This window comes from Burkholderia puraquae (genome assembly GCF_002099195.1).
In the GTDB taxonomy this organism is placed as follows: domain Bacteria; phylum Pseudomonadota; class Gammaproteobacteria; order Burkholderiales; family Burkholderiaceae; genus Burkholderia; species Burkholderia puraquae.
In genome coordinates, this window is sequence record NZ_NBYX01000012.1 from 225,872 (window position 1) to 247,417 (window position 21,546).

At 63.7% G+C, this 21,546-nt stretch carries 20 protein-coding genes, 1 tRNA gene and 1 pseudogene; 12 read left to right on the top strand and 10 right to left on the bottom strand.

Going from position 1 to position 21,546, the window contains the following annotated elements; genetic code table 11:
• Nucleotides 1-421: 421 nt before the first annotated feature.
• From B7G54_RS23165 to B7G54_RS23175, 3 genes are read left to right on the top strand one after another with little or no spacing between them, the layout of a single operon-like run.
• Nucleotides 422-2,179 (top strand): ABC transporter permease, encoded by a 1,758-nt coding sequence (locus B7G54_RS23165; RefSeq protein ID WP_085041191.1) that lies wholly within the window; start codon nucleotides 422-424, stop codon nucleotides 2,177-2,179.
• 22 nt (nucleotides 2,180-2,201) lie between these two features.
• Nucleotides 2,202-3,539, top strand: a complete 1,338-nt coding sequence (locus B7G54_RS23170; protein WP_085041192.1) for an ABC transporter ATP-binding protein — start codon at nucleotides 2,202-2,204, stop codon at nucleotides 3,537-3,539.
• A 37-nt stretch (nucleotides 3,540-3,576) separates the two neighbouring features.
• Nucleotides 3,577-4,059, top strand: coding sequence for a tetratricopeptide repeat protein (locus tag B7G54_RS23175; RefSeq protein WP_085041193.1), 483 nt, complete (start codon nucleotides 3,577-3,579; stop codon nucleotides 4,057-4,059).
• A gap of 51 nt (nucleotides 4,060-4,110) precedes the next feature.
• Here the strand turns inward: B7G54_RS23175 and B7G54_RS23180 are convergent, their stop codons facing one another.
• Together B7G54_RS23180 and B7G54_RS23185 are read right to left on the bottom strand one after the other, a co-directional pair.
• Complete coding sequence (locus B7G54_RS23180; RefSeq protein ID WP_085041194.1) at nucleotides 4,111-4,605, bottom strand: hypothetical protein; 495 nt, start codon at nucleotides 4,603-4,605, stop codon at nucleotides 4,111-4,113.
• On the bottom strand, nucleotides 4,602-5,153 hold the full coding sequence (locus B7G54_RS23185; RefSeq protein WP_085041195.1) for a hypothetical protein: 552 nt from the start codon (nucleotides 5,151-5,153) through the stop codon (nucleotides 4,602-4,604). Before B7G54_RS23185 ends, B7G54_RS23180 begins: the two co-directional genes overlap by 4 nt.
• Nucleotides 5,154-5,439: 286 nt before the next feature.
• On the opposite strand from B7G54_RS23185, the gene B7G54_RS23190 reads away from it, so the two are divergent.
• From B7G54_RS23190 to B7G54_RS23200, 3 genes are all read left to right on the top strand, one after another.
• A complete protein-coding gene (locus B7G54_RS23190) occupies nucleotides 5,440-5,637 on the top strand; it encodes a hypothetical protein (protein WP_085041196.1) in 198 nt (65 codons plus the stop codon).
• Between the two features lie 141 nt (nucleotides 5,638-5,778).
• Nucleotides 5,779-7,200, top strand: a complete 1,422-nt coding sequence (otsA, locus tag B7G54_RS23195) for an alpha,alpha-trehalose-phosphate synthase (UDP-forming) (RefSeq protein ID WP_085041197.1) — start codon at nucleotides 5,779-5,781, stop codon at nucleotides 7,198-7,200.
• Nucleotides 7,193-7,786 (top strand): AAA family ATPase, encoded by a 594-nt coding sequence (locus B7G54_RS23200; protein WP_085041218.1) that lies wholly within the window; start codon nucleotides 7,193-7,195, stop codon nucleotides 7,784-7,786. The genes otsA and B7G54_RS23200 overlap by 8 nt, the downstream gene beginning before the upstream one ends.
• Before the next feature lie 31 nt (nucleotides 7,787-7,817).
• Here B7G54_RS23200 and B7G54_RS23205 read toward each other — a convergent pair whose 3' ends face one another.
• Together B7G54_RS23205 and B7G54_RS23210 are read right to left on the bottom strand one after the other, a co-directional pair.
• Nucleotides 7,818-9,185 (bottom strand): MFS transporter, encoded by a 1,368-nt coding sequence (locus B7G54_RS23205; protein ID WP_085041198.1) that lies wholly within the window; start codon nucleotides 9,183-9,185, stop codon nucleotides 7,818-7,820.
• A gap of 165 nt (nucleotides 9,186-9,350) precedes the next feature.
• On the bottom strand, nucleotides 9,351-9,731 hold the full coding sequence (locus B7G54_RS23210; protein ID WP_085041199.1) for a DUF5594 family protein: 381 nt from the start codon (nucleotides 9,729-9,731) through the stop codon (nucleotides 9,351-9,353).
• Between the two features lie 156 nt (nucleotides 9,732-9,887).
• Between B7G54_RS23210 and B7G54_RS23215 the strand changes: the two genes are divergently transcribed.
• A complete protein-coding gene (locus tag B7G54_RS23215; RefSeq protein ID WP_085041219.1) occupies nucleotides 9,888-10,250 on the top strand; it encodes a hypothetical protein in 363 nt (120 codons plus the stop codon).
• Between the two features lie 166 nt (nucleotides 10,251-10,416).
• On the opposite strand, the gene B7G54_RS23220 is transcribed toward B7G54_RS23215, so the two are convergent.
• Nucleotides 10,417-10,734, bottom strand: coding sequence for a hypothetical protein (locus B7G54_RS23220; protein WP_085041200.1), 318 nt, complete (start codon nucleotides 10,732-10,734; stop codon nucleotides 10,417-10,419).
• Between the two features lie 143 nt (nucleotides 10,735-10,877).
• Here B7G54_RS23220 and eco point away from each other — a divergent pair, with 143 nt between their 5' ends.
• Nucleotides 10,878-11,378 carry a serine protease inhibitor ecotin gene (gene eco, locus B7G54_RS23225; protein WP_085041201.1) on the top strand — a complete coding sequence of 167 codons (501 nt, stop codon included), beginning with the start codon at nucleotides 10,878-10,880 and terminating at the stop codon, nucleotides 11,376-11,378.
• A gap of 39 nt (nucleotides 11,379-11,417) precedes the next feature.
• On the opposite strand, the gene B7G54_RS23230 is transcribed toward eco, so the two are convergent.
• Nucleotides 11,418-12,032 (bottom strand): TetR/AcrR family transcriptional regulator, encoded by a 615-nt coding sequence (locus B7G54_RS23230; protein WP_085041202.1) that lies wholly within the window; start codon nucleotides 12,030-12,032, stop codon nucleotides 11,418-11,420.
• Nucleotides 12,033-12,147: 115 nt separating this feature from the next.
• Here B7G54_RS23230 and B7G54_RS23235 point away from each other — a divergent pair, with 115 nt between their 5' ends.
• On the top strand, nucleotides 12,148-12,888 hold the full coding sequence (locus tag B7G54_RS23235; RefSeq protein ID WP_085041203.1) for an SDR family NAD(P)-dependent oxidoreductase: 741 nt from the start codon (nucleotides 12,148-12,150) through the stop codon (nucleotides 12,886-12,888).
• Nucleotides 12,889-12,931: 43 nt separating this feature from the next.
• Here B7G54_RS23235 and B7G54_RS23240 read toward each other — a convergent pair whose 3' ends face one another.
• Together B7G54_RS23240 and B7G54_RS23245 are read right to left on the bottom strand one after the other, a co-directional pair.
• The gene (locus B7G54_RS23240; protein ID WP_085041204.1) at nucleotides 12,932-13,264 is read right to left on the bottom strand and encodes a hypothetical protein; all 333 of its coding nucleotides are present in this window, start codon (nucleotides 13,262-13,264) and stop codon (nucleotides 12,932-12,934) included.
• Nucleotides 13,265-13,476: 212 nt separating this feature from the next.
• Nucleotides 13,477-13,553: transfer RNA gene (locus B7G54_RS23245), tRNA-Met, on the bottom strand.
• Nucleotides 13,554-14,639: 1,086 nt separating this feature from the next.
• Between B7G54_RS23245 and B7G54_RS23250 the strand changes: the two genes are divergently transcribed.
• From B7G54_RS23250 to B7G54_RS23260, 3 genes are all read left to right on the top strand, one after another.
• Complete coding sequence (locus tag B7G54_RS23250) at nucleotides 14,640-17,114, top strand: metallophosphoesterase family protein (RefSeq protein WP_085041205.1); 2,475 nt, start codon at nucleotides 14,640-14,642, stop codon at nucleotides 17,112-17,114.
• A gap of 116 nt (nucleotides 17,115-17,230) precedes the next feature.
• Complete coding sequence (locus tag B7G54_RS23255) at nucleotides 17,231-18,325, top strand: protein kinase domain-containing protein (protein WP_085041206.1); 1,095 nt, start codon at nucleotides 17,231-17,233, stop codon at nucleotides 18,323-18,325.
• Between the two features lie 181 nt (nucleotides 18,326-18,506).
• Nucleotides 18,507-19,895, top strand: coding sequence for a hypothetical protein (locus B7G54_RS23260; protein WP_165765606.1), 1,389 nt, complete (start codon nucleotides 18,507-18,509; stop codon nucleotides 19,893-19,895).
• A 167-nt stretch (nucleotides 19,896-20,062) separates the two neighbouring features.
• Here the strand turns inward: B7G54_RS23260 and B7G54_RS39810 are convergent.
• Together B7G54_RS39810 and B7G54_RS23270 are read right to left on the bottom strand one after the other, a co-directional pair.
• Nucleotides 20,063-21,129 (bottom strand): annotated as a pseudogene (locus B7G54_RS39810) (transposase).
• Nucleotides 21,130-21,353: 224 nt separating this feature from the next.
• Nucleotides 21,354-21,546, bottom strand: a 193-nt coding sequence (locus B7G54_RS23270) for an integrase core domain-containing protein (RefSeq protein WP_085041208.1), incomplete at its 5' end; no start/stop codon positions are given.

A 21,546-nucleotide genomic window follows, 5' to 3' on the forward strand; every position in this document is an offset into this window, starting at 1 on the left:
ACCCCAAGGGCCAGCCCTGATCATACCCGGTTAGTCGTATCCGGCTGGTGACGCCCGACATGGTTTGCGCGAGCGTGCGGCTTGCGGGTTCCCGGGCGGCCCGGATCACGGCATAATTCGGGCCTGCATGCCGGCCGAAGGACTGCGGCCGGGCGGCTGACCCGCGCACCCGCCATCCGCCTACGCGCCAGGCACGATCCGTGCGCCGCCTGCGCCGTTCCCGGACGGTTGTACCTGAAATACAGGTTGGTGTAGTGTCGTGCCGTCGCGGGCCGACTCGTCCGGGCGCGGCAGCGCATGCACGCACGGCGCATCGCGCTCGCGCGCGATCGTCAGTCAATCGAATTACCGCACCCGTGCGCTTTGCCATGAATCAACATCGACTGCCGGCTTCGTTCGGCCTTACCGGGGAGGGCGCCTGATGAACGTCGGATTCTTCAATCCGAACCGGATCGCCAATGCGTCCGCGTGGCGCGTCCTGCCGAACCGGTGGGATTTCATCGCGTTTCCGCTGATCATCTGCCTGATCGCGATGGCGGTCGTCGGTTTCCACGAAACGATGGCGCCGATCGGCGTGCTGCAGACGCAGAAGATCTCGCTCGACCCGTCGAACCTGCCCGAATACGCGTTGCGCACCACGCTGCGGATGCTCGCCGCGATGGTCGCATCGCTGGCGTTCACGCTGATCTACGGCACGTTCGCGGCCAAGAGCCGCCGCGCGGGCATGGTGCTGATTCCGATCCTCGACATCCTGCAGTCGGTGCCGGTGCTCGGCTTCATCTCGTTTACCGTCACGTTCTTTCTCGCGCTGTTCCCGAGCCGTGTGCTCGGCGCCGAGCTCGCGGCGATCTTCGCGATCTTCACGAGCCAGGCGTGGAACATGACGTTCAGCTTCTACCAGTCGCTGCGCACGGTGCCGCGCGACCTCGACGAAGTGTCGCGCGGTTTCCACCTGACGTCGTGGCAGCGCTTCTGGAAGCTCGAGGTGCCGTTCTCGATGCCGGGCCTGATCTGGAACATGATGATGTCGATGTCGGGCGGCTGGTTCTTCGTCGTCGCATCGGAGGCCATCACCGTCGGCAACCAGACCATCACGCTGCCGGGGATCGGTGCGTATCTCGCGCAGGCGATCGCGGACAAGAACTTCGGTGCGATCGGCTGGGTGATCCTCACGATGACCGTCGTGATCCTCGCGTACGACCAGTTCCTGTTCCGCCCGCTCATCGCGTGGGCCGACAAGTTCCGGATGGAAAACACCGCATCGGGCGATGCGCCGCAGTCCTGGCTGCTCGACCTCGTGCGCCGCACCCGCCTGATTCATCAACTGCTCGTGCCGGCCGGCTGGTTCTTCGCGAAGGCCGCGCGGATTCCGCTGCGCCTGCCGCTGTCGGGCGCGATGCGCTTCACGCTGCCGAAAGTCGAGAAGAAGGCGTCGCGCACGGTCGATATCGCGTGGTCGGCGCTGGTGCTGGTCGGCACGGCTTATATCGTGTGGCGCGTCGTCAGCTTCGTGTCGACCGGCGTGACGATGGCCGAGGTTGGCCACGTGCTCGTGCTCGGGCTCATCACGCTGCTGCGCGTGGTCGTGCTGATCGCGATCGCGTCCGTGATCTGGGTGCCGGTCGGCGTGTGGATCGGGTTGCGCCCGCGGCTCGCCGAGAAGCTGCAGCCGCTCGCGCAGTTCCTCGCCGCGTTCCCGGCCAACCTGCTGTTCCCGGCGTTCGTGATCGTGATCGCGCGCTTCCACCTGAACGCCGATATCTGGCTGTCGCCGCTGATCGTGCTCGGCACGCAGTGGTATATCCTCTTCAACGTGATCGCCGGCGCAACGTCCTACCCGAACGACTATCGCGAAGCGGCGACGAACTTCCGCATTCGCGGCTGGCAGTGGTGGCGGCAGGCGATCCTGCCCGGCATCTTCCCGTACTACGTGACCGGTGCGATCACCGCATCGGGCGGCGCGTGGAACGCGAGCATCGTGTCGGAAGCGGTGCAGTGGGGCAATACCAAGATCGAGGCGCACGGCCTCGGTGCCTATATCGCGCAGACCACCGCCGCCGGCGATTTTCCGAAGATCATCCTGGGCATCGCCGTGATGTCCCTGTTCGTCACCCTGTTCAACCGCCTGCTGTGGCGGCCGCTGTATGCCTTCGCCGAAGCGAAGCTGCGGCTCGACTGAGACCGATTGAGAGCGAAACGCGATGCACAATCCGAATGCTGTAAACGCCCCCGTCCAGACGAACCAGCCGCCGCGCCTCGGTGAGGAAATCCTGCGCGTCGATCACGTCTGCCGCGGCTTCAACAAGACGCAGGGCGAGCTGCTCGTGCTCGACGATGCGAACCTGGCGCTGCGCGAAGGCGAGATCGTCGGGCTGCTCGGCCGTTCAGGCTCGGGCAAGTCGACGCTGCTGCGCATCATCGCCGGGCTGATCGAGCCGACCGGCGGCGAAGTGACCTACCTCGGCCAGCCGCTGCGCGGCCCGGCTGAAGGCGTCGCGATGGTGTTCCAGACCTTCGCGCTGTTCCCGTGGCTTACCGTGCTGCAGAACGTGGAAGCCGGCCTCGAGGCGCTCGGTGTCGCTGCGCGCGAGCGGCGCGAGCGTGCGCTCGCCGCGATCGACCTGATCGGTCTCGACGGCTTCGAAAACGCGTATCCGCGCGAGCTGTCGGGCGGCATGCGCCAGCGCGTCGGCTTTGCGCGCGCGCTCGTCGTCGATCCGACGATCCTGCTGATGGATGAGCCGTTCTCCGCGCTCGACGTGCTGACGGCCGAGACGCTGCGTACCGACCTGCTCGACCTGTGGACGCAGGGCCGCATGCCGATCAAGTCGGTGCTGATCGTCACGCACAACATCGAGGAAGCCGTGTTCATGTGCGACCGGATCCTCGTGCTGTCGTCGAACCCGGGCCGCGTGATCGCCGAGATCAAGGTGCCGTTCAAGCATCCGCGCAACCGTCTCGACCCGGCGTTCCGCAAGCTCGTCGACGACATCTACGCGAAGATGACGGCCCGCCAGACCGGCGAGGCGACGAAGAAGGGGCTCGAACTCGGCAGCTGGCTGCCGCAGGTGTCGACCAACCTGATGGCCGGCCTGATCGAGACGCTCGCGATGGCGCCGTACCACGGCCGCGCGGACATGCCGGAAATCGCGCGCTCGCTGCATCTCGAGGTCGACGACCTGTTCCCGATTGCCGAAGTGCTGCAGTACCTCGGCTTCGCGGACGTGCGGGAAGGCGACGTGTTCCTGACGCCGCCGGGCCGCGTGTTCGCGGAATTCGGCACGCAGGAGCGCAAGCTGATGTTCGCGGATCATCTGCTGAAGCATGTGCCGCTGGCTGCGCGGATCAAGAAGGTGCTGAACGAGCGCCCAGGCCATCGCGCGCCGCGCGTGCGCTTCGAGCAGGAGCTGGAGGATTCCCTGTCGGACGGTGCCGCCGAGGAGACGCTCGACGCGGTGATCGACTGGGGCCGTTACGGCGAGATCTTTTCGTACAACGACCAGACCGAGATCTTCAGTCTCGAGGACGTCGAGTCCTGAAATCGATGGGGCCGCGAGGTTTCCGGAGCGGATTCGAATGACCGACAAACATCCCGATTTTTCACCGATTCGCATGAAGGCACGTGGATTCGTGTCGCAGGGGCGCATCGAGGATGCGCTCGGGCTGTACGGCGACATCCTGAAGATTGCACCGGAAGACGCGGCGACGTATGCCGATCGCGGTACAACCTTCGCGATGGTCAAGAAGACGGATCTTGCGTTGAGCGATCTGAACCGGGCGATCGAGCTGGGGCACACGGACCCGTCGGCGTATTGCACGCTTGCGACGATTTGCCTCGAAGCCGGCAGCTACCAGCAGTCGCTGGATTACTTTGACAAGGCGCTGAAGCTCAATCCCGACCAGCCCTTCGTCTATTTCAACCGCGCCCGTGCCTACGAGACACTGGGCGATATCCGGGCCGCGATCGCCGATCTGGAGCGATGCCTGACCTACACCCCGGACGATGCGTTGTCCGCGAGGATCAAGGACAGGGTGGCGCAGCTCCGCGCACGCATGTAACGACTGCCGGCGCGAGCGCCCGGAACGGCGAGGGCGCCGCGCATCGCGCCGTTACTGCAAATTCCCCCACCGGTCGACCGCCGGTTCCGCCGACGCCCACTTCCAGTGCGTACCTTGCTGGCACGCATTCGCGAAATACCAGTCGGCCTTGTCGCCGTCCTTCACCGAGAACGCGAATTCCTTGCACATCGCGAGCGCGGACGCGTACGCGCGCGTGACGCGCACTTCGCCTTCGCCGTTTTCCAGCGGCAGCGTGTTCTTTACCTTCCACGGCTTCACTTCGCCGACGGCGAGGCTGCCGGCCGTCTTCGCGATCGCGTCCTGCTGGTTCTGATGGAGTTGCTTCATCGTGCGGTTGACGGCTTCGTCGGTCGCGGCCTGCACGGCAATCCCGACGCCGACGCCGACCGCCGGGTTCGCGGTGACGAGGCCCGTCGCCGCACCGGCGAGTGCGCCGCTCGCCGCGCCGACCGACCCGCAGCCGGACAGCGTGGCCGTCGCCGCGCACAGCGCGCCGATCGCCGCGATACGGAGCGCGATGCTCATTGCAGCGCGCCCCAGCGTTCGGTTGCCGGTTCGGCCGATGCCCATTTCCACACGGGGCCGTCGCGGCAGATCGTAGCGACGTAGAACGCCGATTGCGCGGGCTTGTCGGCCTTGGCGGGCGTGTCGACCGCGAACACGATCTCCTTGCAGTCGAGCGGGCCGATGCTGATCATCCGGCTGACCGTCACGCGGCCCTGCTCGTCGTCCTCGATCGGGAACGAGTGGTGCGTCGACCACGGCGCGACGCCGCCCACGTCGAGCGAGCCGGCGGCCTTCGCGATCTGTTCCTGTGTGTAACGGTGTGCGACGCGCTGCGTGTACTGGACACCCGCACGCGCGCCGGCCACGGCGCCGAGGCCGATGCCCGTCGCGACGGCAGCGTTGTTGGTGACCTTGGAGGCGATCGCGGCGCCCGCGATACCGGCGCCGGCTGTCGCGCCCTCGCTGTACAGCGAGTTGCAGCCGGACAGCAGTGCGGCCGTGGCGATCGCGGCCAGCACGATGCGCGCCGGCATGGCCCGACGCGGCGATTCGAAACGAATGTTCATCCCTGAGTGCAAGTCCTGTCTGGGTGAGCGGCAACGCGTGCACGCCCTCATGCCGCGTCATTGTTTCGCAATTGTCATAGGAAAAATGCAAAGCTTTGACAAATCGCCGGACGGCAGGCCGCGCGCGCGTGCGGCGATATTGTCGGATAGATGAATGGTGAGGGGTCGAAACGTTACAAATTGAAGGTAATTGTTACTCTGGCGTGCAAGGAAGCGACCTAGACTGTTCAGTTATGGAATGTTTCTTCGACGGCCTCGGGCCGCGCCGCACATGAGACACCCAGCCTTGCGCCGTTCGAAACGGTTTTCGCCCAGGCCGCCCGACGCTGGTGCAGACCGCCCGCGTCCGCAGACCGACGTGCCGTCGGCACCGCCTGCCGGCTCGCCCGGCGAGACGCCGTCCGACGGCGATCACAATCAGGGCGGCGCCCGCCCGGAAGGGCTCGACTATCAGCGGGATCTCGGCCAGGAGCAGGACGCCTGATGTCGTTGCCGCCGTATTCCGCCACTGTCTTTCACACCTGCATTGCTCACGTCTGAATCGCCGCACGGCCGCCTTCGGGCAGCCGTGTCTGCCTTGGCGCGCGCCGCGCGCCAGCCAATCGAATCGAGGAGGGGAAGCCGCATGAGCAGATTGATCGTGGTATCGAACCGTGTCGCCGCCGGCGAGGACACGCGCCCGAGCGCGGGCGGCCTGGCAGTCGGCGTGATGGACGCGCTGAAGGAAACCGGCGGTGTCTGGTTCGGCTGGAACGGCGAGATCGTCGGCGCTCCCGACACCGAACCCGCGATCCAGCGGGACGGCAACGTCACCTATGCGACGGTCGGGCTGACCCGGCGCGACTACGACCAGTATTACCGCGGCTTCTCGAACGCGACGCTGTGGCCGGTGTTCCATTACCGCGGCGATCTCGCGCGCTTCGATCGCCAGGAGTACGCGGGCTATCTGCGCGTGAACGCAATGCTCGCGAAGCAACTCGCCGCGTTGCTACGCCCCGACGACCTGATCTGGGTACACGACTATCACCTGTTGCCGTTCGCGCATTACCTGCGCGAGCTCGGCGTGAAGAATCCGATCGGCTTCTTCCTGCACATTCCGTTTCCGTCGCCCGACATGCTGCGCCTCGTGCCGCCGCACGAGGAGCTCGTGAAGTTCATGTGCGCGTACGACGTGGCGGGCTTCCAGACCGAGGCCGACAAGCAGGCGTTTACCGACTACATCGAGCGGCGCGGAATCGGCGCGGCGAGCGACGACGGGATGCTGCATGCGCACGGTCGCGTCGTGAAGGTCGCCGCCTATCCGATCGGCGTGCATCCCGACGCGATCGCGCAGGCGGCCGTCCAGTACGGCACGCGCAAGCCGGTGAAGATGCTGCGCGAGGCGCTCGGCGACCGCAAGCTGGTGATGAGCGTCGACCGCCTCGATTACTCGAAGGGGCTCGTCGAGCGCTTCCAGTCGTTCGAGCGGATGCTCGCGAATGCGCCGGGCTGGCAGGGGCGCGTGTCGTTGCTGCAGATCGCGCCGCCGACGCGTTCGGACGTGCAGACCTATCAGCAGATCCGCGAAACGCTCGAAGGTGAGGCCGGCCGCATCAACGGCCGCTTCTCGCAGCTCGACTGGACGCCGATCCAGTACCTGAACCGCAAGTACGAGCGCAACCTGCTGATGGCGTTCTTCCGGATGTCGCAGGTCGGCTACGTGACGCCGCTGCGCGACGGGATGAATCTGGTCGCGAAGGAATACGTCGCGTCGCAGGATCCGGCCGATCCGGGCGTGCTCGTGCTGTCGGAGTTCGCGGGCGCGGCGGCCGAGCTGACCGGCGCGTTGCTCGTCAATCCGTACGATCTGTCGCAGATGGCCGAGGCGCTCGAACGTGCGCTGTCGATGCCGCTCGCGGAGCGGCAGGCGCGTCATGAGGAAAACCTCGCGCGGCTCCGTGAAAACGACCTTTCGGTCTGGCGCGATACGTTCGTCGCCGATTTGCGCAGTGTCGCGGCGGCTGCGTCGGTCACGCAGCGTGCCGGCCGGCGGGTTGCGCATGCGTGAGTTCGCACCGGGCACCGGTGCCGAGGACGAAGAGACGGACGCCGCCGCCGGCCGCTTCTTCGTCGTGACGGGCGGCCCGGGTTCGGGCAAGAGCACGCTGCTCGATGCGCTGGAACGCGCCGGCTTTGCGCGCTCGCAGGAAGCCGGGCGCGGCGTGATCCGCGACCAGATGGCCATCGACGGCCTCGCACTGCCGTGGCGCGACCCGGCGGCGTTCGCCGAGTTGATGCTGAGCTGGGAGATGCGTTCGTACCATCTCGCGCGGCATGCGCGCGGGCCGGTGTTTTTCGACCGCGGTGTGCCGGACGTGGTCGGCTACCTGCGGCTGACGGGCCTGCCGGTCCCCGCGCACGCCGAAGCGGCGGCCCGCCGTTTCCGCTATCACCGGCGCGTGTTCATCGCGCCGCCGTGGCCCGAGATCTATGCGCAGGACACTGAACGCCGGCAGGATTTCGCGGAAGCCGTGCGGACCTACGACGCGATGGTCGATTGCTACACATCATATGGCTACCGGCTGATCGAACTGCCGCGCGAGAGCGTGAAGGCGCGCGTACGCTTCGTGATGGACGCGCTCGACGCGGCATGATGCGCGGATCTGTGGGCGGCGAGCGGCCGTGTCAGGTCGCCGTGTCCGGCCGCGGCGATGCGATGCGCAGCATGCTGACGACCGCAGCCACCGCCGCGAATGCCGCGGCGACATAGAGCGCAATCGTCGGCCCGCGATCGGGCGCGAGCCCGAAAATCAATGCGACGAGCGCGGCCCCAAGCGTCTGCCCGGTCAGCCGTGCGGTGCTCAGCATGCCGCCCGCGCCACCGCTGCGTTCGCGCGGCGCGGAAGACAGCATCGCGCGGTTGTTCGGCGACTGGAACAACCCGAAGCCCGCACCGCACAGCGCCATCCGCCACACGATGTCGACGGTGCCCGGGTGCGCGCCGATCGTCGCGAGCGACAGCAGCCCGGCCGCGAACAGCGCGAGCCCGATCCCGCCGAGGATGCCGGCCGAATAGCGATCCGACAGCACGCCCGCGAGCGGCGCGGCGAACACGATCACGAGCGGCCACGGCGTCATGTACAGGCCCGTCTCGACCTGCGAGAAGCCGAGCGAGTTCTGCAGCCAGAACGGCAGCGCGACGAACGCGAGCATCTGCGACGTGAACGACGCCATCGACGTATAGATCGACAGTGCGAACATCGGGATGCGCATCAGGTCGACGGGCAAGAGCGGCGCCGGCTGCGACAGCTGGCGCTTCACGAAGAAGTAGCCGACGACGAACGCGACGGCCAGCTCGGCCGCGACGTACGCATGGCTTTCGCCGTGGCCAAGCCCGTCCACGGCCGTGATCAGCAGCCCGAACACGCACGCGTTCATCAGCGCGCTCGGGAAATCGTACGGCGCATCGTGCAGCGGGTTGGACGGCAGCGCGCGCAGGCTGCCGAATACCGCCGCGATGCCGATCGGCACGTTGACCGCGAACAGCCACGGCCACGATGCGAACGACAGGATCGCGGACGCGACCGTCGGCCCGATCGCCGACGACAGCGCCACCACCATCGCGTTGATCGACAGCCCGCGCCCGAGCATCGACGACGGGTAGATCATCCGCACGAGCGCCGCGTTGACGCTCATGATGCCGGCCGCGCCGAACCCCTGGATCACGCGCATCACGGCCAGCATCGGCAGCGAGCCGGCGAGCGCGCAGCCGAGCGACGCCGCGGTGAACAGCGCGAGCCCCGCGATGTAGACGCGGCGATAGCCGATGCGCTCGCCGAGCGACGCGAGCGGCAGCAGCGTGATCGTGACCGCGAGCTGGTATGCATTGACGATCCAGATCGACGCGGCGTCGGACGCATGCAGGTCGCGCGCGATCGTCGGCAGCGCGACGTTCGCGATGGCGCCGTCGAGCACGGCGAGCGTGATGCCCAGTGCGACGCAGACGATCGCCCAGTAGCGTTGCGGAAGCGGCAGGCCGGTATCGGCGTTCATGGCGGGAGCAAATGCGTGGTTGTCCGCGCGCCCGGTTGCCGGTTGCGTGCGCAACCATGCGGAAGGGTGGAGGCGGCGATGAGCGGCCCGGCCGGCGCGACTGCATTGACACCGGCGCGGGGCCGGTCGAGTGTATCACCGGGCCGCATGGCGCGACGCCGGCGCTCAGCCTTCGAAGTCGAGGCCGCCGAGCCGCACGAGCGGGTCGGCCTGCGTGCGCGACAGGAGATCGATGTCGCGCGCGCTCTGCCATGCGCCCAGTTTTTTCGGCAGGGCGGCCAGGTAGTGCTCGAAGCGCTGCGGGCCGTCCGGCTCCATCAGCCGCTCGATTTCGTCGGTGTCCCAGGTCAGCTCGAGGTTCAGCGGATGTTCGAAGCCGCTGACATGCTCGTGCGGCGCGCTGCGGATCTGCACGCGCGTCGGGTGCCCGTGGCCGCCATACGGGACGACGTCGGTCAGCACGTGTTCGGCGAAGAAGGCGGCGATCGCCTGCGCGATGCGCGGGGCGAATTCGGTATCGAAACGGCGGGCGGTTTCGGGCTGCATGACGGCGTCTCCTGTGTGCCGAAAATCGTAGCATGGCGACGGCGCGTTTCGGTGTGCGTGATGGCGGTAATCGCGCGTTACCACTTGCTGCATCTATTACGGCCGCAAGCCGCCACAATGCATTGCATCCAGTTCCACTTCGCGTGGGAGTCCATCATGAAAAGAATTGCTGCAGTGTGTGTCCTCGCCGGTTCGCTTGCCGTGGCAGGCCCGGCGTCCGCGCATGGCCGCGACGGTGGCGCCGTCATCGGCGCATTGATCGGCGGCGCGGTGCTGGGCGCGATCGTGACGTCCGCGATGAATCCGCCCGTCGCGTATCAGGCGCCCGTATACCAGGCACCGGCCTATCAGCCGCCGACGTACTACCAGGCGCCGGCTTACCAGCAGCCTGCGTATCCGACCTACCAGCAGGCGCAGTACCAGGACGATGGCCCGAACTATTGCTACGACCGCTACCGGCGTGCGTATGTGTGCGGCGCACCCGTGTCGGGCGGCTACGCGCAGCCGGCCGGTTGGTAAGCGGGCGGACGCGCGACGCGTGAGCGGTCGGTGCCGGACGGCCCGCGCCGCCGACTTCCGCTTCGCCGCACCGGACGACAAAAGGCCCTCGCTTCATGCGAGGGCCTTTGTCATTTGTGCGGCCGTCGGCGGGCCGTGCGCGGATACAAACGGTTGCAAATACGCGTCAGTGGCGATGGCCGCCGCCGTTTCCGCCGCCGTCGTTCCAGTCGCCGCGGTGTCCGCCGCCGCGACCCCAGCCGTTGCCGCGATTGCCTCGATCGCCACGGTCGCCGTCCCAGCGATGATAGTCGCGCCGGCCGCGATCCCAGTCGCGTCCGCCGCCACCGCCCCAGATATTGACCGTGCCGTACACGGGCGACGGGGCGTACGCGTAGCCAGGATCGGAATAGTAGGGCTGGCCGTAGCCGTATCCGGCGTCCGGGGCTACGACGCAGCCGGCCAGCAGGGTGGCGACGCCGGCGGCAGCAATGAGCTTCAGCATGATGTTCTCCGTTGATTCCCCTATAAGTACCGCGCAAGGGGATTGCCAGCTGTTTGCAATTGTGTCGTCAAATTACAGCACCGTAAGGTCATGCGACGAAAGTGTTAGCATCCGGGGCTCATTTGTTTTTCAGGAGTACATCGATGAAATTCGCGATCCGGGCCGCGCTGGCCGCCTTCTGCGTGACGACTGCCGCCGCCTGCGTGGCCGCGCCTGCATCGGCGCCCGCCGTGACGGCCGAATCGATCAAGATGTTTCCGCAGGCAGCGGCCGGCCAGCAGCGTGTCGTGATCGCGCTGCCCGCGCTCGAGAACGAAGGCGATGCGCGCGTCGAGCTGATGATCGGCAAGACGCTGCAGACCGACTGCAACCAGCAGTGGTTCGGCGGCGAGCTGACCGCCGAGGACGTGAAGGGCTGGGGCTATACGTACTACCAGCTCACCGACGTGAAGGGGCCGGCATCGACGCTGATGGCGTGCCCGGGCCAGGCGCCGCAGCAACGGTTTGTGCAGGTGCGCGGCGACGGCCAGCTGCTGCGCTACAACAGCCGCCTGCCGCTCGTCGTCTATGTGCCGGACGGCTTCGAGGTGCGCTATCGCGTGTGGCATGCGTCGAAGGACGTGCAGCACGCGGCAAAGCAGTAACGTGCGGGCGCGGCTGCGCGCGGCGGCGGCGTCCTGCCGCTACGCGCCGCCCGTGCCGACGAGTGCCGGCCACGCGGCCAGTGCGGCTTGCGCGACGGCCTCCAGATCGCGACGGCTCGCACCGTCGCGCGCCTGGATCGACATCCCCTGCTGGACCGTCACGTAATACCGCGCGATCGTGTCGAGGTTCGCTTGCGCCGCGATCTCGCCGGTCGCGACACCTTGTTTGAGGCGCTCGCGCAGATTCTCCACCGTGCGCTCGCGCATCGCGATCAGCGTTTGCCGAACCGTATCGGAACGCTCGGCCGGGTGCAGCGCCGACAGCACGACCAGGCAGCCGGCCGGCTTCGACCGCCGCGTGAACACGCGTGCGGTATCCATCAGGTAGTTCCGCACGGCGTCGTGCGCGCTGCCGGCCTGCTCGACGCCTCCCCAGATTTCCCGTCCTTCCGTTGCGCGGTAGTGCTCGAGCGCCTGCCGGAACAACGCTTCCTTGCTGCCGAACGCCGCATACAGGCTCGGCGACGCGATGCCCATCGCGGCCGTCAGGTCGGTCATCGATGCGCCTTCGTAGCCGAGGCGCCAGAACACCTCCATCGCACGGCCCAGCGCCGCTTCCTTGTCGAAGCTCCTCGGTCGGCCTCGTTCAGCCATTGGTTCCGTTCCTTCGTCGATATCTGTATCGATCGATAAATTAAATCAATTGACTGTGCTGCGCAACCTGCCACATTCTGTGTTGGTCGTTACATAAATGAGGAAAGGAACCGACATGAACCGACTTCAGGGCAAGCGTGCACTCGTCACGGGCGGCAGCCGCGGCATCGGTGCGGCGATCGCGAAACGGCTGGCGGCCGATGGCGCGGACGTCGCGATTACCTACGAGAAATCGGCCGAGCGGGCGCAGGCCGTCGTCGCGGGCATCGAGGTGCTGGGCCGCCGCGCCGTCGCGATCCAGGCCGACAGCGCCGATCCGGTCGCCGTGCGCGACGCGGTCGATCGTGCCGCCGAGGCGTTCGGTGGTCTCGACATCCTCGTCAACAACGCGGGGATTTTCCGGGCCGGCGCGCTGGACGACCTCACGCTCGACGATATCGATGCGACGCTGAACGTGAACGTGCGCGCGGTGATCGTCGCATCGCAGGCGGCGGCGCGGCATCTCGGGGAGGGCGGGCGTATCGTGTCGACCGGCAGCTGTCTCGCCACGCGCGTGCCCGATGCGGGGATGAGCCTCTATGCGGCGAGCAAGGCTGCGCTGATCGGCTGGACGCAGGGGCTCGCGCGCGATCTGGGCCCACGCGGCATCACGGTCAATATCGTGCATCCGGGGTCGACGGATACCGACATGAATCCGGCCGACGGCGAACATGCGAGTGCGCAGCGTTCGCGGATGGCGATTCCGCAGTACGGCAAGGCCGACGACGTGGCGGCGCTCGTCGCGTTCGTGGTCGGACCGGAAGGGCGGTCGATCAACGGGACCGGGTTGACGATCGATGGCGGTGCGAACGCGTGAATGCGCACGCCCGGCGTGATTCGACCGGGCGGTGGTGCGTGTGTTATCGGCAGCCGAGCCGTTGATGCTCGGCTTCGAGGTCGGCCCGTTTGTCGTAAGCGCGCAGTTCGTTGCGCGGCTTGCCGTCCGGGCCCATCCCGCGCACGACCTTCTGGCCTCGGTCGGGGGCGTGCGTGACGGCGTCGATGCCGGCGGCCAGTTCACGGCAGCGTGAGTCGGGGGAGGGGTTTTCCGGGCGCGGTGCTGCTGCGTTCGCGATGTTGGCGATGCCGGGGCTGACGTAGCGAAGCTTCGCGGGCGCGGTGAGGGTATCGGCGGCGTTTGCCGTGCCGGTCATCGTTGAAAGCGCGACGAGTGCCGCGATCGCTCGAATCATTGCGGGAGTCCGGATGCTGATAAAGGTTCGGAATTCTACGCAATGTCTGGTGCAGAGCCGCGGTGATCGGACAGGATGCGATCGTGTGTCGCAGGCGATGCCGGAGGCTGAATGTTCCTTGGTCCGCATGCGATGCTGCCAGGCAGTACGCGCGCAGCAGCGCAGGCGGAAAGCAAAAAGCCCGCTTGCTTTCGCAGAGCGGGCTTCGGTATTGGTTGCGGGGGTAGGATTTGAACCTACGACCTTCGGGTTATGAGCCCGACGAGCTGCCAGACTGCTCCACCCCGCGGCGCGTAGTGTACTCGGGCTGGTGCGGGGAGTCAATCGATCAGTGATTTGCGTCGAACGAAATCTGCGGTTCACCTTCGGTGAGCGCGACGATCTGGCGTGTGGGTTGACTGCTGATGCTTCCCGATCTGCCTTGACGTCAGGCGCTTTTCATCGCCGTCGTTGCGGTACTTGATCGTGGGAAAGTGGATGAAGCCATGAGGCTTGGCTGGTCCCCGACAGAACCCATATCTCAATGCTGAGTATGCAAATGGCGCTTGCGGGTAAAAGTTGTACCAACAAAAGTACCAACACGATATGGGCCATTGACTTCGTTGGCCCAGGGAGGGCAGCTCCGTCTCTTGTTGGTCAGTATGCCGAGGCTCTTTGCCGAATGTACGCTAAGGGAACAAGGTCGCTCATATTCGTCACTTGGCACTTGAATGCTGTCCGGCCGCGACGGCGCGCCCCGAGTTACCGGAGCAAAAATTGGCTGGAGAGTTGGAGATACGCTCCGATTTCGGCCTGTCAGCCATATATTACAAGGGTGCACATATCTCCAGGCGTATCTCCAAAGCACATAATATTTTGGAGAGATTGTTGGAGATACGTCCAAGAAGTTGTGCGGCGCGTTCAGCGCTCCTTTGTCGGAATCGCCCTTTTTGGCACGTTGCGCGCAAAGACTCCCCTCGCCGCTCCCCTTCACGGCGGACAAAGGTTCTTCGTGGATTTCCGTGGATGTCGCTTGCCCACTCCATACATAGAACACCGTGTGCCGTTTGCGGCATTCGACCAGCATAACGACACCTTCTGACGACTGAGCGACGCATGCCAGGCGTCAGCAGATCCCACGCGCATATCGATGTGGCGTCCAGCCATTGAGCGTGGGTGCGTCAGTTGAGATTGACGACATGTCGGACTGCTATCGCGGGACCGCAAGAGGCGATGAGTATTGGGCTAGGGCAGCGCTGCCGCGAGAAGACTGGCTTGTGGGTTTCCTGCACAGTCGAATGCGAGACGTTTCCGCAACGTTCGGCCCACTACCAAAGTTCGCCCGACTTTGCCAGAATCTCGCCTATCATTTTCAGGACGGTCCGAAAAAATCCACATGTTCGCCTGGCACCGAAACAAGATCACGAACGCTAACGACGGCAAGAAGCCGGGCGACGTGCCGACCACCGTGATGCACGTGTCCGACCTGCATTTCGGTTATCGATTTGACAATATTCTCTGGAAAGACGTTGTACGGCGGGCCGTCTCCATCAGGCCCGACCTCATCATCGTAACCGGCGACGTTGTGAACACGCCTTGGCGTCTTGCGGTGAAGCGCGCCGGCGAAAGACTCATCGAACTTCGCGACCGCTTACGCCTGGAGACGGGGAAGCACCATCTTGAGATTTTTGTCGTGCCTGGCAACCACGACACGCGAATTTCAGGGCTTTTCCCGATTCAATGGCTGCTGCCTACGACGGTGTTGCTCGCGCTCGCCGCCGTCGCAACGCAGTGGTGGTTTCCTTTTCCGAACGCACCGCTCCTTGCGAAGATCGTTGAGTCCGCGTTATGGGGCGTTGCCGCCATTGGGATGTGCCTGCGCCTTGTGACCACGAGCAAGCTTGGCCGGGGCGAGCGCGAGCAGCTTTTCATCAGTCACGCGCGGGTTCTTGATGGCTTTAACGTTGGTGTGATCCCGTTCGACTCGGCGTCCGAAGGCATTCGATGGGCTGCGGGGAAAGTGAAGCGTGGTGCTCTCGGCGCTTTCCGCGACGTTGCGGGGCGTTTTGAGGCAGCGGATGAGTCGCTCGGTGTTTTCTGGATCGCGGCCGTTCACCACCATCCGGTTCCGTTGCCATACGATGCTGGCAACGAAACGATGATGATCATGACCAACGCGGGAAAATTCCTTCATGAGCTGGCATCTTACGGCGTTCCGCTCGTGCTGCACGGTCACAAGCATCACCAGCATTTCTCGAAGCTGTCGTTTCAAACACCTTACAGCACCCAGTCGCAGATCGCGATTCTATCGGCGAGCACGCCGACCGAGAGCAACGGCGCTGGCGCATTCAGACATGGGTTCAACGTAATCCATGTGAACGAAGAGCATCAGGCAACGGTTTCTGTCTATTCGGCGCAGCCGACTGGGGAGACCTTCGCGCTTAAGAAGAACTTTTGCATTGCGGAGTCATCGGAGATGGCGAGGCGGCGCTTTGAGAGCTACCTCGGGCGCAAAGGTGTTGTTTGTCAGCGGGCGGTCTTCACGACCGTCATTGATGACTTCGGCGGCGCCGTTATAAAGCGCCGCTTTTATGGGCTGGAGAGCATGCACGCGCCGCTGTCTCAGGTGCCGGGCACGTTCGAACTGTCGTGCCACGAGGGACACGTAGGCGAAGTGACCGTGGAGCCATTGTCCGAGGTGGTGCCTCATATGACGGTCCGCGAAGGAGAGCGCTCGGTATCGAAGGTAGTTTGCTCAATAGATTTCGAGGGTAGTCTTCTGGCACCACGTATGCCTGTGGACTTGGAGCTGGAGGTACAGGGTAGCAATCTCTTCGCGTTGGATATGCGGCAGTTCGAGGAACTATATAACGATCCCAACGCAACTGTTGAGGAGATGATCTGGACAGTGCCGGAAGGGCTTGCGATGCGTGAGTTGCAGCTTCACCTGAAGTTCCTTTCGAGAGGCGTCCACCCGTCGCAAATCCGGCTATCGCGCGCTATCGATAAGGGGCAGCCTTGGCGACCATGCGACGAGCATATCTCGTTCGTGCAAGGCGATAGCTCCGCGACAGTTACGATCCTACATCCCCAGCCGAACGGCAGGTATCGCCTCACGTGGCGTCCGCCAGAACCGCCGCCTGAAGCGTCAGAAATCCTACGGGGACGGTCACGTGCCGCGCGCGAGAGATTGCTCTACGCAACAGACGAGCAAAAAGCCCGAATCCGAGAGTGGCTGCCGTTTCTCGCTGATTTTGCGGGCAGTCAGGTCTTTGACACACAGCAAAATGCGGTCGTGCATGCGGCGGTGTTCTCGTACGAGGGCATGGAAAAAAAGCTGCAAATTGTGGCAAGTACCTATGCAGGGGAGGACCTGCGCCGTCGATGGTCATTCGGGTACGGTCGTGGTCTGGTGGGCGCGACATTCAAGTTGAACCAGATCGCCGGTTTCGACAAAACGTCATGCGACGATTATGGCTTTACCCACTACCTACGTGGAGACGGAATGGTAGCGTCGTGTGCCAGCGACGTGCTCGAGGGAGGGGCGTACGCCTTTCCGCTACGAATGGAAGACGGTGATGGGCGCCAGTCGAACGAGCCGTTCGGCGTATTGCTCGTGAGCGTGGATGGTTGGGGCGGCCAACTGGCGAAGCTCGAGGCGCCGGCCGGTGAGCCTGAGAATCCTCTGCTGGGCCAGCTGTCGAGCTTTGCGTCGCAGGAGATATTGAAACTGCTGGAAAGCGCTATAATTCCAGACGCAACTGGGGAACATCCATGGATAAAGCCAAGACACCGTACTTCCTCCCGAAGACGAGCACGCCGACCAAGGAAGGCGTCGAGCAACTTCGACAGGATTTTTACAAAGCGGTGAAGGAAGCAAATCGCGGATCGGTAAAAAATACCGACAGGCGGCGTCCTTCGCGCTAGGTCGCTGCGAGCCGCCGATAGGCGGCTTTTTTTCGCCATCAACACTACAAAGAAAAAAGTATGAGCGGTTTGGAGTCGACCACGCGCCCGAACTTGGCGCTGGACAACCTGATTGGCGCATCTCTCAACGGCTGGCTGATCGCAAGCGAGTTGCAAAGCACTTCGACGGACGTCAAGGATGGTCACTTCTCTCGCGGTTTCTTGGCGAGGAAAGACGGCGTCGAGGCGTTCGTGAAGGTCCTCGATCTGCAGGGAGCTGCGCTGCGCGGCCTCTCCCTCGAACAAATTACGCACCTCGTTCATGCGCATCAGTTCGAGCAGCAGGTCTTGGCAGCATGTATGGATGCGCGCATGTCGAACGTGGTTCGCATGTACGACTCTGGCCAGTGCGATGTCCAGATACCCGGTGGTAAGCATACCGTGTACTTCTTCGCGCTAGAACGAGCAGCACGCGATGTACGACACTCGTTGACATTTGGCGAGGCGCAGATGCCTGAATGGAAGCTCTCGGTCCTGCATCATACTGCCCTGGCGCTCGCGCAGCTTCACCGCAAGCGCATCTGTCATCAAGACGTGAAACCGGGAAATATCCTGGATTTCGACAGCAAGATGTTCAAGCTGACGGATTTCGGCCGAGCCTTTTCGCGGACACACGACTTTCCGCATACGGCGCAAATTCCTTTCTTGGGTGAGCTGTGTTACGCGCCTCCGGAATATCTGTACGAGCACACGCCGCAGGATAGCGTCGACCAGCGCGAGGGCGCCGACGCATACCTGCTTGGAAGCCTCATCGGCATGCTCTTCTGCGGCTCTGGTGCGACGGAGATGCTGCTCAACACCATCCCGGCTGAGATTAGCCCGTTTGACTATCCGAGCCCGCGTTTCACCGACGCATTGCCGCATTTGATCACCGCACATGGGCTCGTGCTGGTTGACGTCGCTCAGCAACTGCCACCCGAAGTGTCTCAGAGACTTGCCAAAGCATACGCAGAACTTACCCACCCGGATCCCACCGTCCGGGGGCATCCGGACGCGCGTCGTTCAGCAGGACGAGCGCTTGGCATTGACCGGTACGTATCGCTTTTCGATCGACTTCGTTACATTTGTACGGTGAGCCGCCGACAAGCTAGGGTGCGGAATGCCGAAACCATCTGAGCGCCGGGTTGTGCCTCGCTGGAGGACATCCTCGAACACCCTGGCCGCTGACTTTCCGAAGTCGGACGCTAGGATGAAACCACTTCCCTCGGAGGTGCTTCACGCCGTACGAGAAAAGGCTATGCGCTTCGAAGCAAACCGGTGCGTAGGCCTAGCCGCAGACTTGCTCGCATATAGCCCTATGAAAGCGCTTCGAAGCGAGTTGACAGGCGCTGCCCAATTTATCAATGAGCTCCCGATGAGCGAGGCGCCGCCACCTCTGCGACGCGCTGCTGAGGTCGTGATTGGCGCGAAGGCTTCCGTCTTGGCACGTACCGCAGGTGAAGATATCCGCTTCCTGAGGGATCGCCTGCGTATGAATCCGCGTGACGGTATCAGTCACGTAGACCTCGCTCGCGCGTTTACCATTTCAGGCGACGACGATTCGGCTGCAAAACACCTCCGGATTGCTTCGTACCTACTACCCCACAACCGATTCGTGCTCCGTTCCACGGCGAGATTCTATGCGCATCGCTCTGAGCCGGAGCGGGCGCGGCATCTTCTGGCAAACTCTCCGAAGACTGCCCGCGATCCGTGGTTGATGGCGTCGCTGGTGACGTTCGAAACGATCATGGACGACAGCAGGTCCACTGGTCGTGCGTTGAAGATGCTTAAGGATGAGCGATTCGCTCCCGCTGATACCACCGAGCTTGCGTGCGCATTGAGCGTTGTCGAATATAAGCAGGGAGCCTGGAGAGAATCTCGAAAACTTCTGAACAAGGGATTGAGAGTCCCAAACGATAACGCTGTGGCTCAGGCGCTCTGGTTCATGGATACAACCAGAACCGAGATCCGTGCCGAGGAAGCTTGGTTACGAAACGACTTCGCTGCGGAGGCGCGCTACTATGAACGGAGCAGCACCAGCGATTTCGATTCTGCCGTCGATGAAGCATTGGCATGGTATCGCGATGAGCCTTTCTCGACGCGTCCCCTGCAAGCAGCGTCTTACCTGCTCGGCATCCTCGGGCGTTACGAGGAAGGTAAGCGCTGGGCCACCGAAGGCCTGCGTCTCAGAGGAAGCGACAGCGGGCTGCGGAACAATCTTGCGTTCGTGCTGATGGCTTCGGGCGAGCTCGAAGAGGGCGAGCGCGAGCTCAAGAAGGCAATTCGCGTTGAGCAGCAGGAGAAGCGTATCTCTCCTCATACGAAAGCAAACGTTGGGATGCTCTGCTATCGACATGGCGAGTTTGAAGCGGGGGAACGCTGGTATCGCACCGCTTCCAATGAGTATGCGCAAGTGCGAGGCGGGGGTGACACTGCTGCACTTGCTTTATGTCATATGGCGGTCGAGGCAACGCGAGCCGGTGCCCCTAATGCCGTTGTGCTAGTGACTGAGGCGGAGAGCATTCTGAAAAAATATCATTATCCGGACGCACGGCTCGTCTTGGATAGCATCAAGAAGGTTGAGCCGGGGCAGCTGCCCAAGCCAGCCTATGAGAAAACTCCGCTGGTCCTCAACGCGCGTACTTGGCGTCATGACGCCGCGAATAACATTCTTATTGTCGAAAGTCTAAAGGCGTTTAAGGAATAGGTCGCATTCGAGCGTACGTTACGCCAACGTCGCTCGCATTACGGGTGTCGCCCTGATCGGTGGTCCGATTATATGAAGTGCCAAAAGGTGATTTCGGACCTCGAGAAAGACGGTAAGCGGCCAACTCACCTTGACGAGCAAGTTTAGGCGGCGGTAGTGCGAGGTTGTCAGCGATGCGACAGCAGTGCGTCGATGTTGCTGGCATTGTGTGTCGGCAGGCGTGTCAGGACGTCTTTCAGATAGGCTGGCGGATCGAGCGCGTTCAGTTGAGCGGATCCAGTTCATGATAGCGGCCGCGCGCTGATTCGCGCGCAACAACCCCGCGAACAGCCAATTGGAGCGTACGACTGCCCAAGGACGGATCTGGTTTTCGCCCCAGTTGTTGTCGCTCGGTACGTTCCCGTCATAGAGATAGCGCGCGAGTGCTTCCCAACGTTTCAGCCTATCGTCCAGCGCCTTCGCAATCGCCGAGCTCTCCGCAACGGGTTTGCGCTACGTCACCAGCCATTCACGGAGCGCGTCGCATACCGGTTTGGCCTGGCGTTGGCGAAGCCGCTGCCGATCGTCACATTCCATGCCGCAGCCTCGCGTTCGATATCGTAGAGCACGGTAACGAACGACAGGGCCTGTCCGGCAATCTGGCTGGTGTGATTGGCATGCAACTCAAAGAACTTGCATCGGGAATCGAAGAACGTCGCCGGATACATCGTTTCGAGCGGGCGGCTCTGCCAGCGCAGTGCCGCGGCCATGACCTCGTCGGTGACCGAGCTGATGAAGTCGGGCGACACTTCGGTGCCGTCGGGCTCGGTCAGAAACCCTTGAATCTCGCCCACGCTCATGCCGCGCACGTACATCGCGATGATGCGTTCGTCGAAGCCGGTGAAGCGGCGCTCGTGCTTAGGAGTCGGGATCGGCTCGAAGCTGTCGTCACGGTCCCGGGGGATGTCGAGCTGGACCGAGCTGCGATCGGTGATGACCGTCTTGCTGCCGGCGCCGTTGCGCTCGTTGGCCTGACGGAGCGATTTGGACCGGCCCGCCGAGTGGCTCAGAAGAAGATTCATCTCCGCGCCCATCGCGCGTTCGATGACCGCCTTGTTGAATCTAGTATCAGGTCCGGCACTTCGGCCGGCGTCATCGGCCCCTTGGCCAGTTGATCCAGCAGTTCCTTGGGCAGTTCAGGCAGCGGCCGGCGGGCCGCTGCCTGACGCGCTACATTTTGCCTTTTCTTCTTCATCGGCATATCCATGGCTTTTACACGTCATGATATGCCTCGCCCACGAAATCACGGATAGGTCCGTACGCGATGGTCGAGAAACGAACATTCATCCTTGGTAATCGAACGCCGGCCTCGTGTGCGGAGCCGCACTTTGCCCTCCCGGGAACCGCGAGAGCGAACGTCGCTTCACGGTCGAACCCCGACGATCCTCCCTGTGACCTGAGGCGGAATTTTGTGACCAATCAGGCAGTGAGTCTCGCGTCGATATTATCGGAATCCAGCCAGGCTCGACGGACCGTGGCAGGAGGTTGATAGCGATGAGCGCTATGGGGCCGACGCTCGTTGTAAAACTGTCGCCAGCGTTCGATGAGTACCTTGGCCTCGGCCCGGCTGCGGAACCATTCGCGATTCAGCAATTCGTCGCGCAGCTTGCCG

Bases quoted from the DNA above. Each gene is read 5' to 3' on its own strand.
- B7G54_RS23250 (WP_085041205.1), top strand. From the start codon at position 14,640: ATGTTCGCCTGGCACCGAAACAAGATCACGAACGCTAACGACGGCAAG.
- eco (WP_085041201.1), top strand. From the start codon at position 10,878: ATGAAATTCGCGATCCGGGCCGCGCTGGCCGCCTTCTGCGTGACGACT.
- B7G54_RS23220 (WP_085041200.1), bottom strand. From the start codon at position 10,734: ATGCTGAAGCTCATTGCTGCCGCCGGCGTCGCCACCCTGCTGGCCGGC.
- B7G54_RS23210 (WP_085041199.1), bottom strand. From the start codon at position 9,731: ATGCAGCCCGAAACCGCCCGCCGTTTCGATACCGAATTCGCCCCGCGC.
- B7G54_RS23215 (WP_085041219.1), top strand. From the start codon at position 9,888: ATGAAAAGAATTGCTGCAGTGTGTGTCCTCGCCGGTTCGCTTGCCGTG.
- B7G54_RS23240 (WP_085041204.1), bottom strand. From the start codon at position 13,264: ATGATTCGAGCGATCGCGGCACTCGTCGCGCTTTCAACGATGACCGGC.
- B7G54_RS23205 (WP_085041198.1), bottom strand. From the start codon at position 9,185: ATGAACGCCGATACCGGCCTGCCGCTTCCGCAACGCTACTGGGCGATC.
- B7G54_RS23185 (WP_085041195.1), bottom strand. From the start codon at position 5,153: ATGAACATTCGTTTCGAATCGCCGCGTCGGGCCATGCCGGCGCGCATC.
- B7G54_RS23235 (WP_085041203.1), top strand. From the start codon at position 12,148: ATGAACCGACTTCAGGGCAAGCGTGCACTCGTCACGGGCGGCAGCCGC.
- B7G54_RS23170 (WP_085041192.1), top strand. From the start codon at position 2,202: ATGCACAATCCGAATGCTGTAAACGCCCCCGTCCAGACGAACCAGCCG.
- B7G54_RS23175 (WP_085041193.1), top strand. From the start codon at position 3,577: ATGACCGACAAACATCCCGATTTTTCACCGATTCGCATGAAGGCACGT.
- B7G54_RS23180 (WP_085041194.1), bottom strand. From the start codon at position 4,605: ATGAGCATCGCGCTCCGTATCGCGGCGATCGGCGCGCTGTGCGCGGCG.
- B7G54_RS23165 (WP_085041191.1), top strand. From the start codon at position 422: ATGAACGTCGGATTCTTCAATCCGAACCGGATCGCCAATGCGTCCGCG.
- B7G54_RS23230 (WP_085041202.1), bottom strand. From the start codon at position 12,032: ATGGCTGAACGAGGCCGACCGAGGAGCTTCGACAAGGAAGCGGCGCTG.
- B7G54_RS23255 (WP_085041206.1), top strand. From the start codon at position 17,231: ATGAGCGGTTTGGAGTCGACCACGCGCCCGAACTTGGCGCTGGACAAC.
- B7G54_RS23260 (WP_165765606.1), top strand. From the start codon at position 18,507: ATGAAAGCGCTTCGAAGCGAGTTGACAGGCGCTGCCCAATTTATCAAT.
- B7G54_RS23200 (WP_085041218.1), top strand. From the start codon at position 7,193: ATGCGTGAGTTCGCACCGGGCACCGGTGCCGAGGACGAAGAGACGGAC.
- otsA (WP_085041197.1), top strand. From the start codon at position 5,779: ATGAGCAGATTGATCGTGGTATCGAACCGTGTCGCCGCCGGCGAGGAC.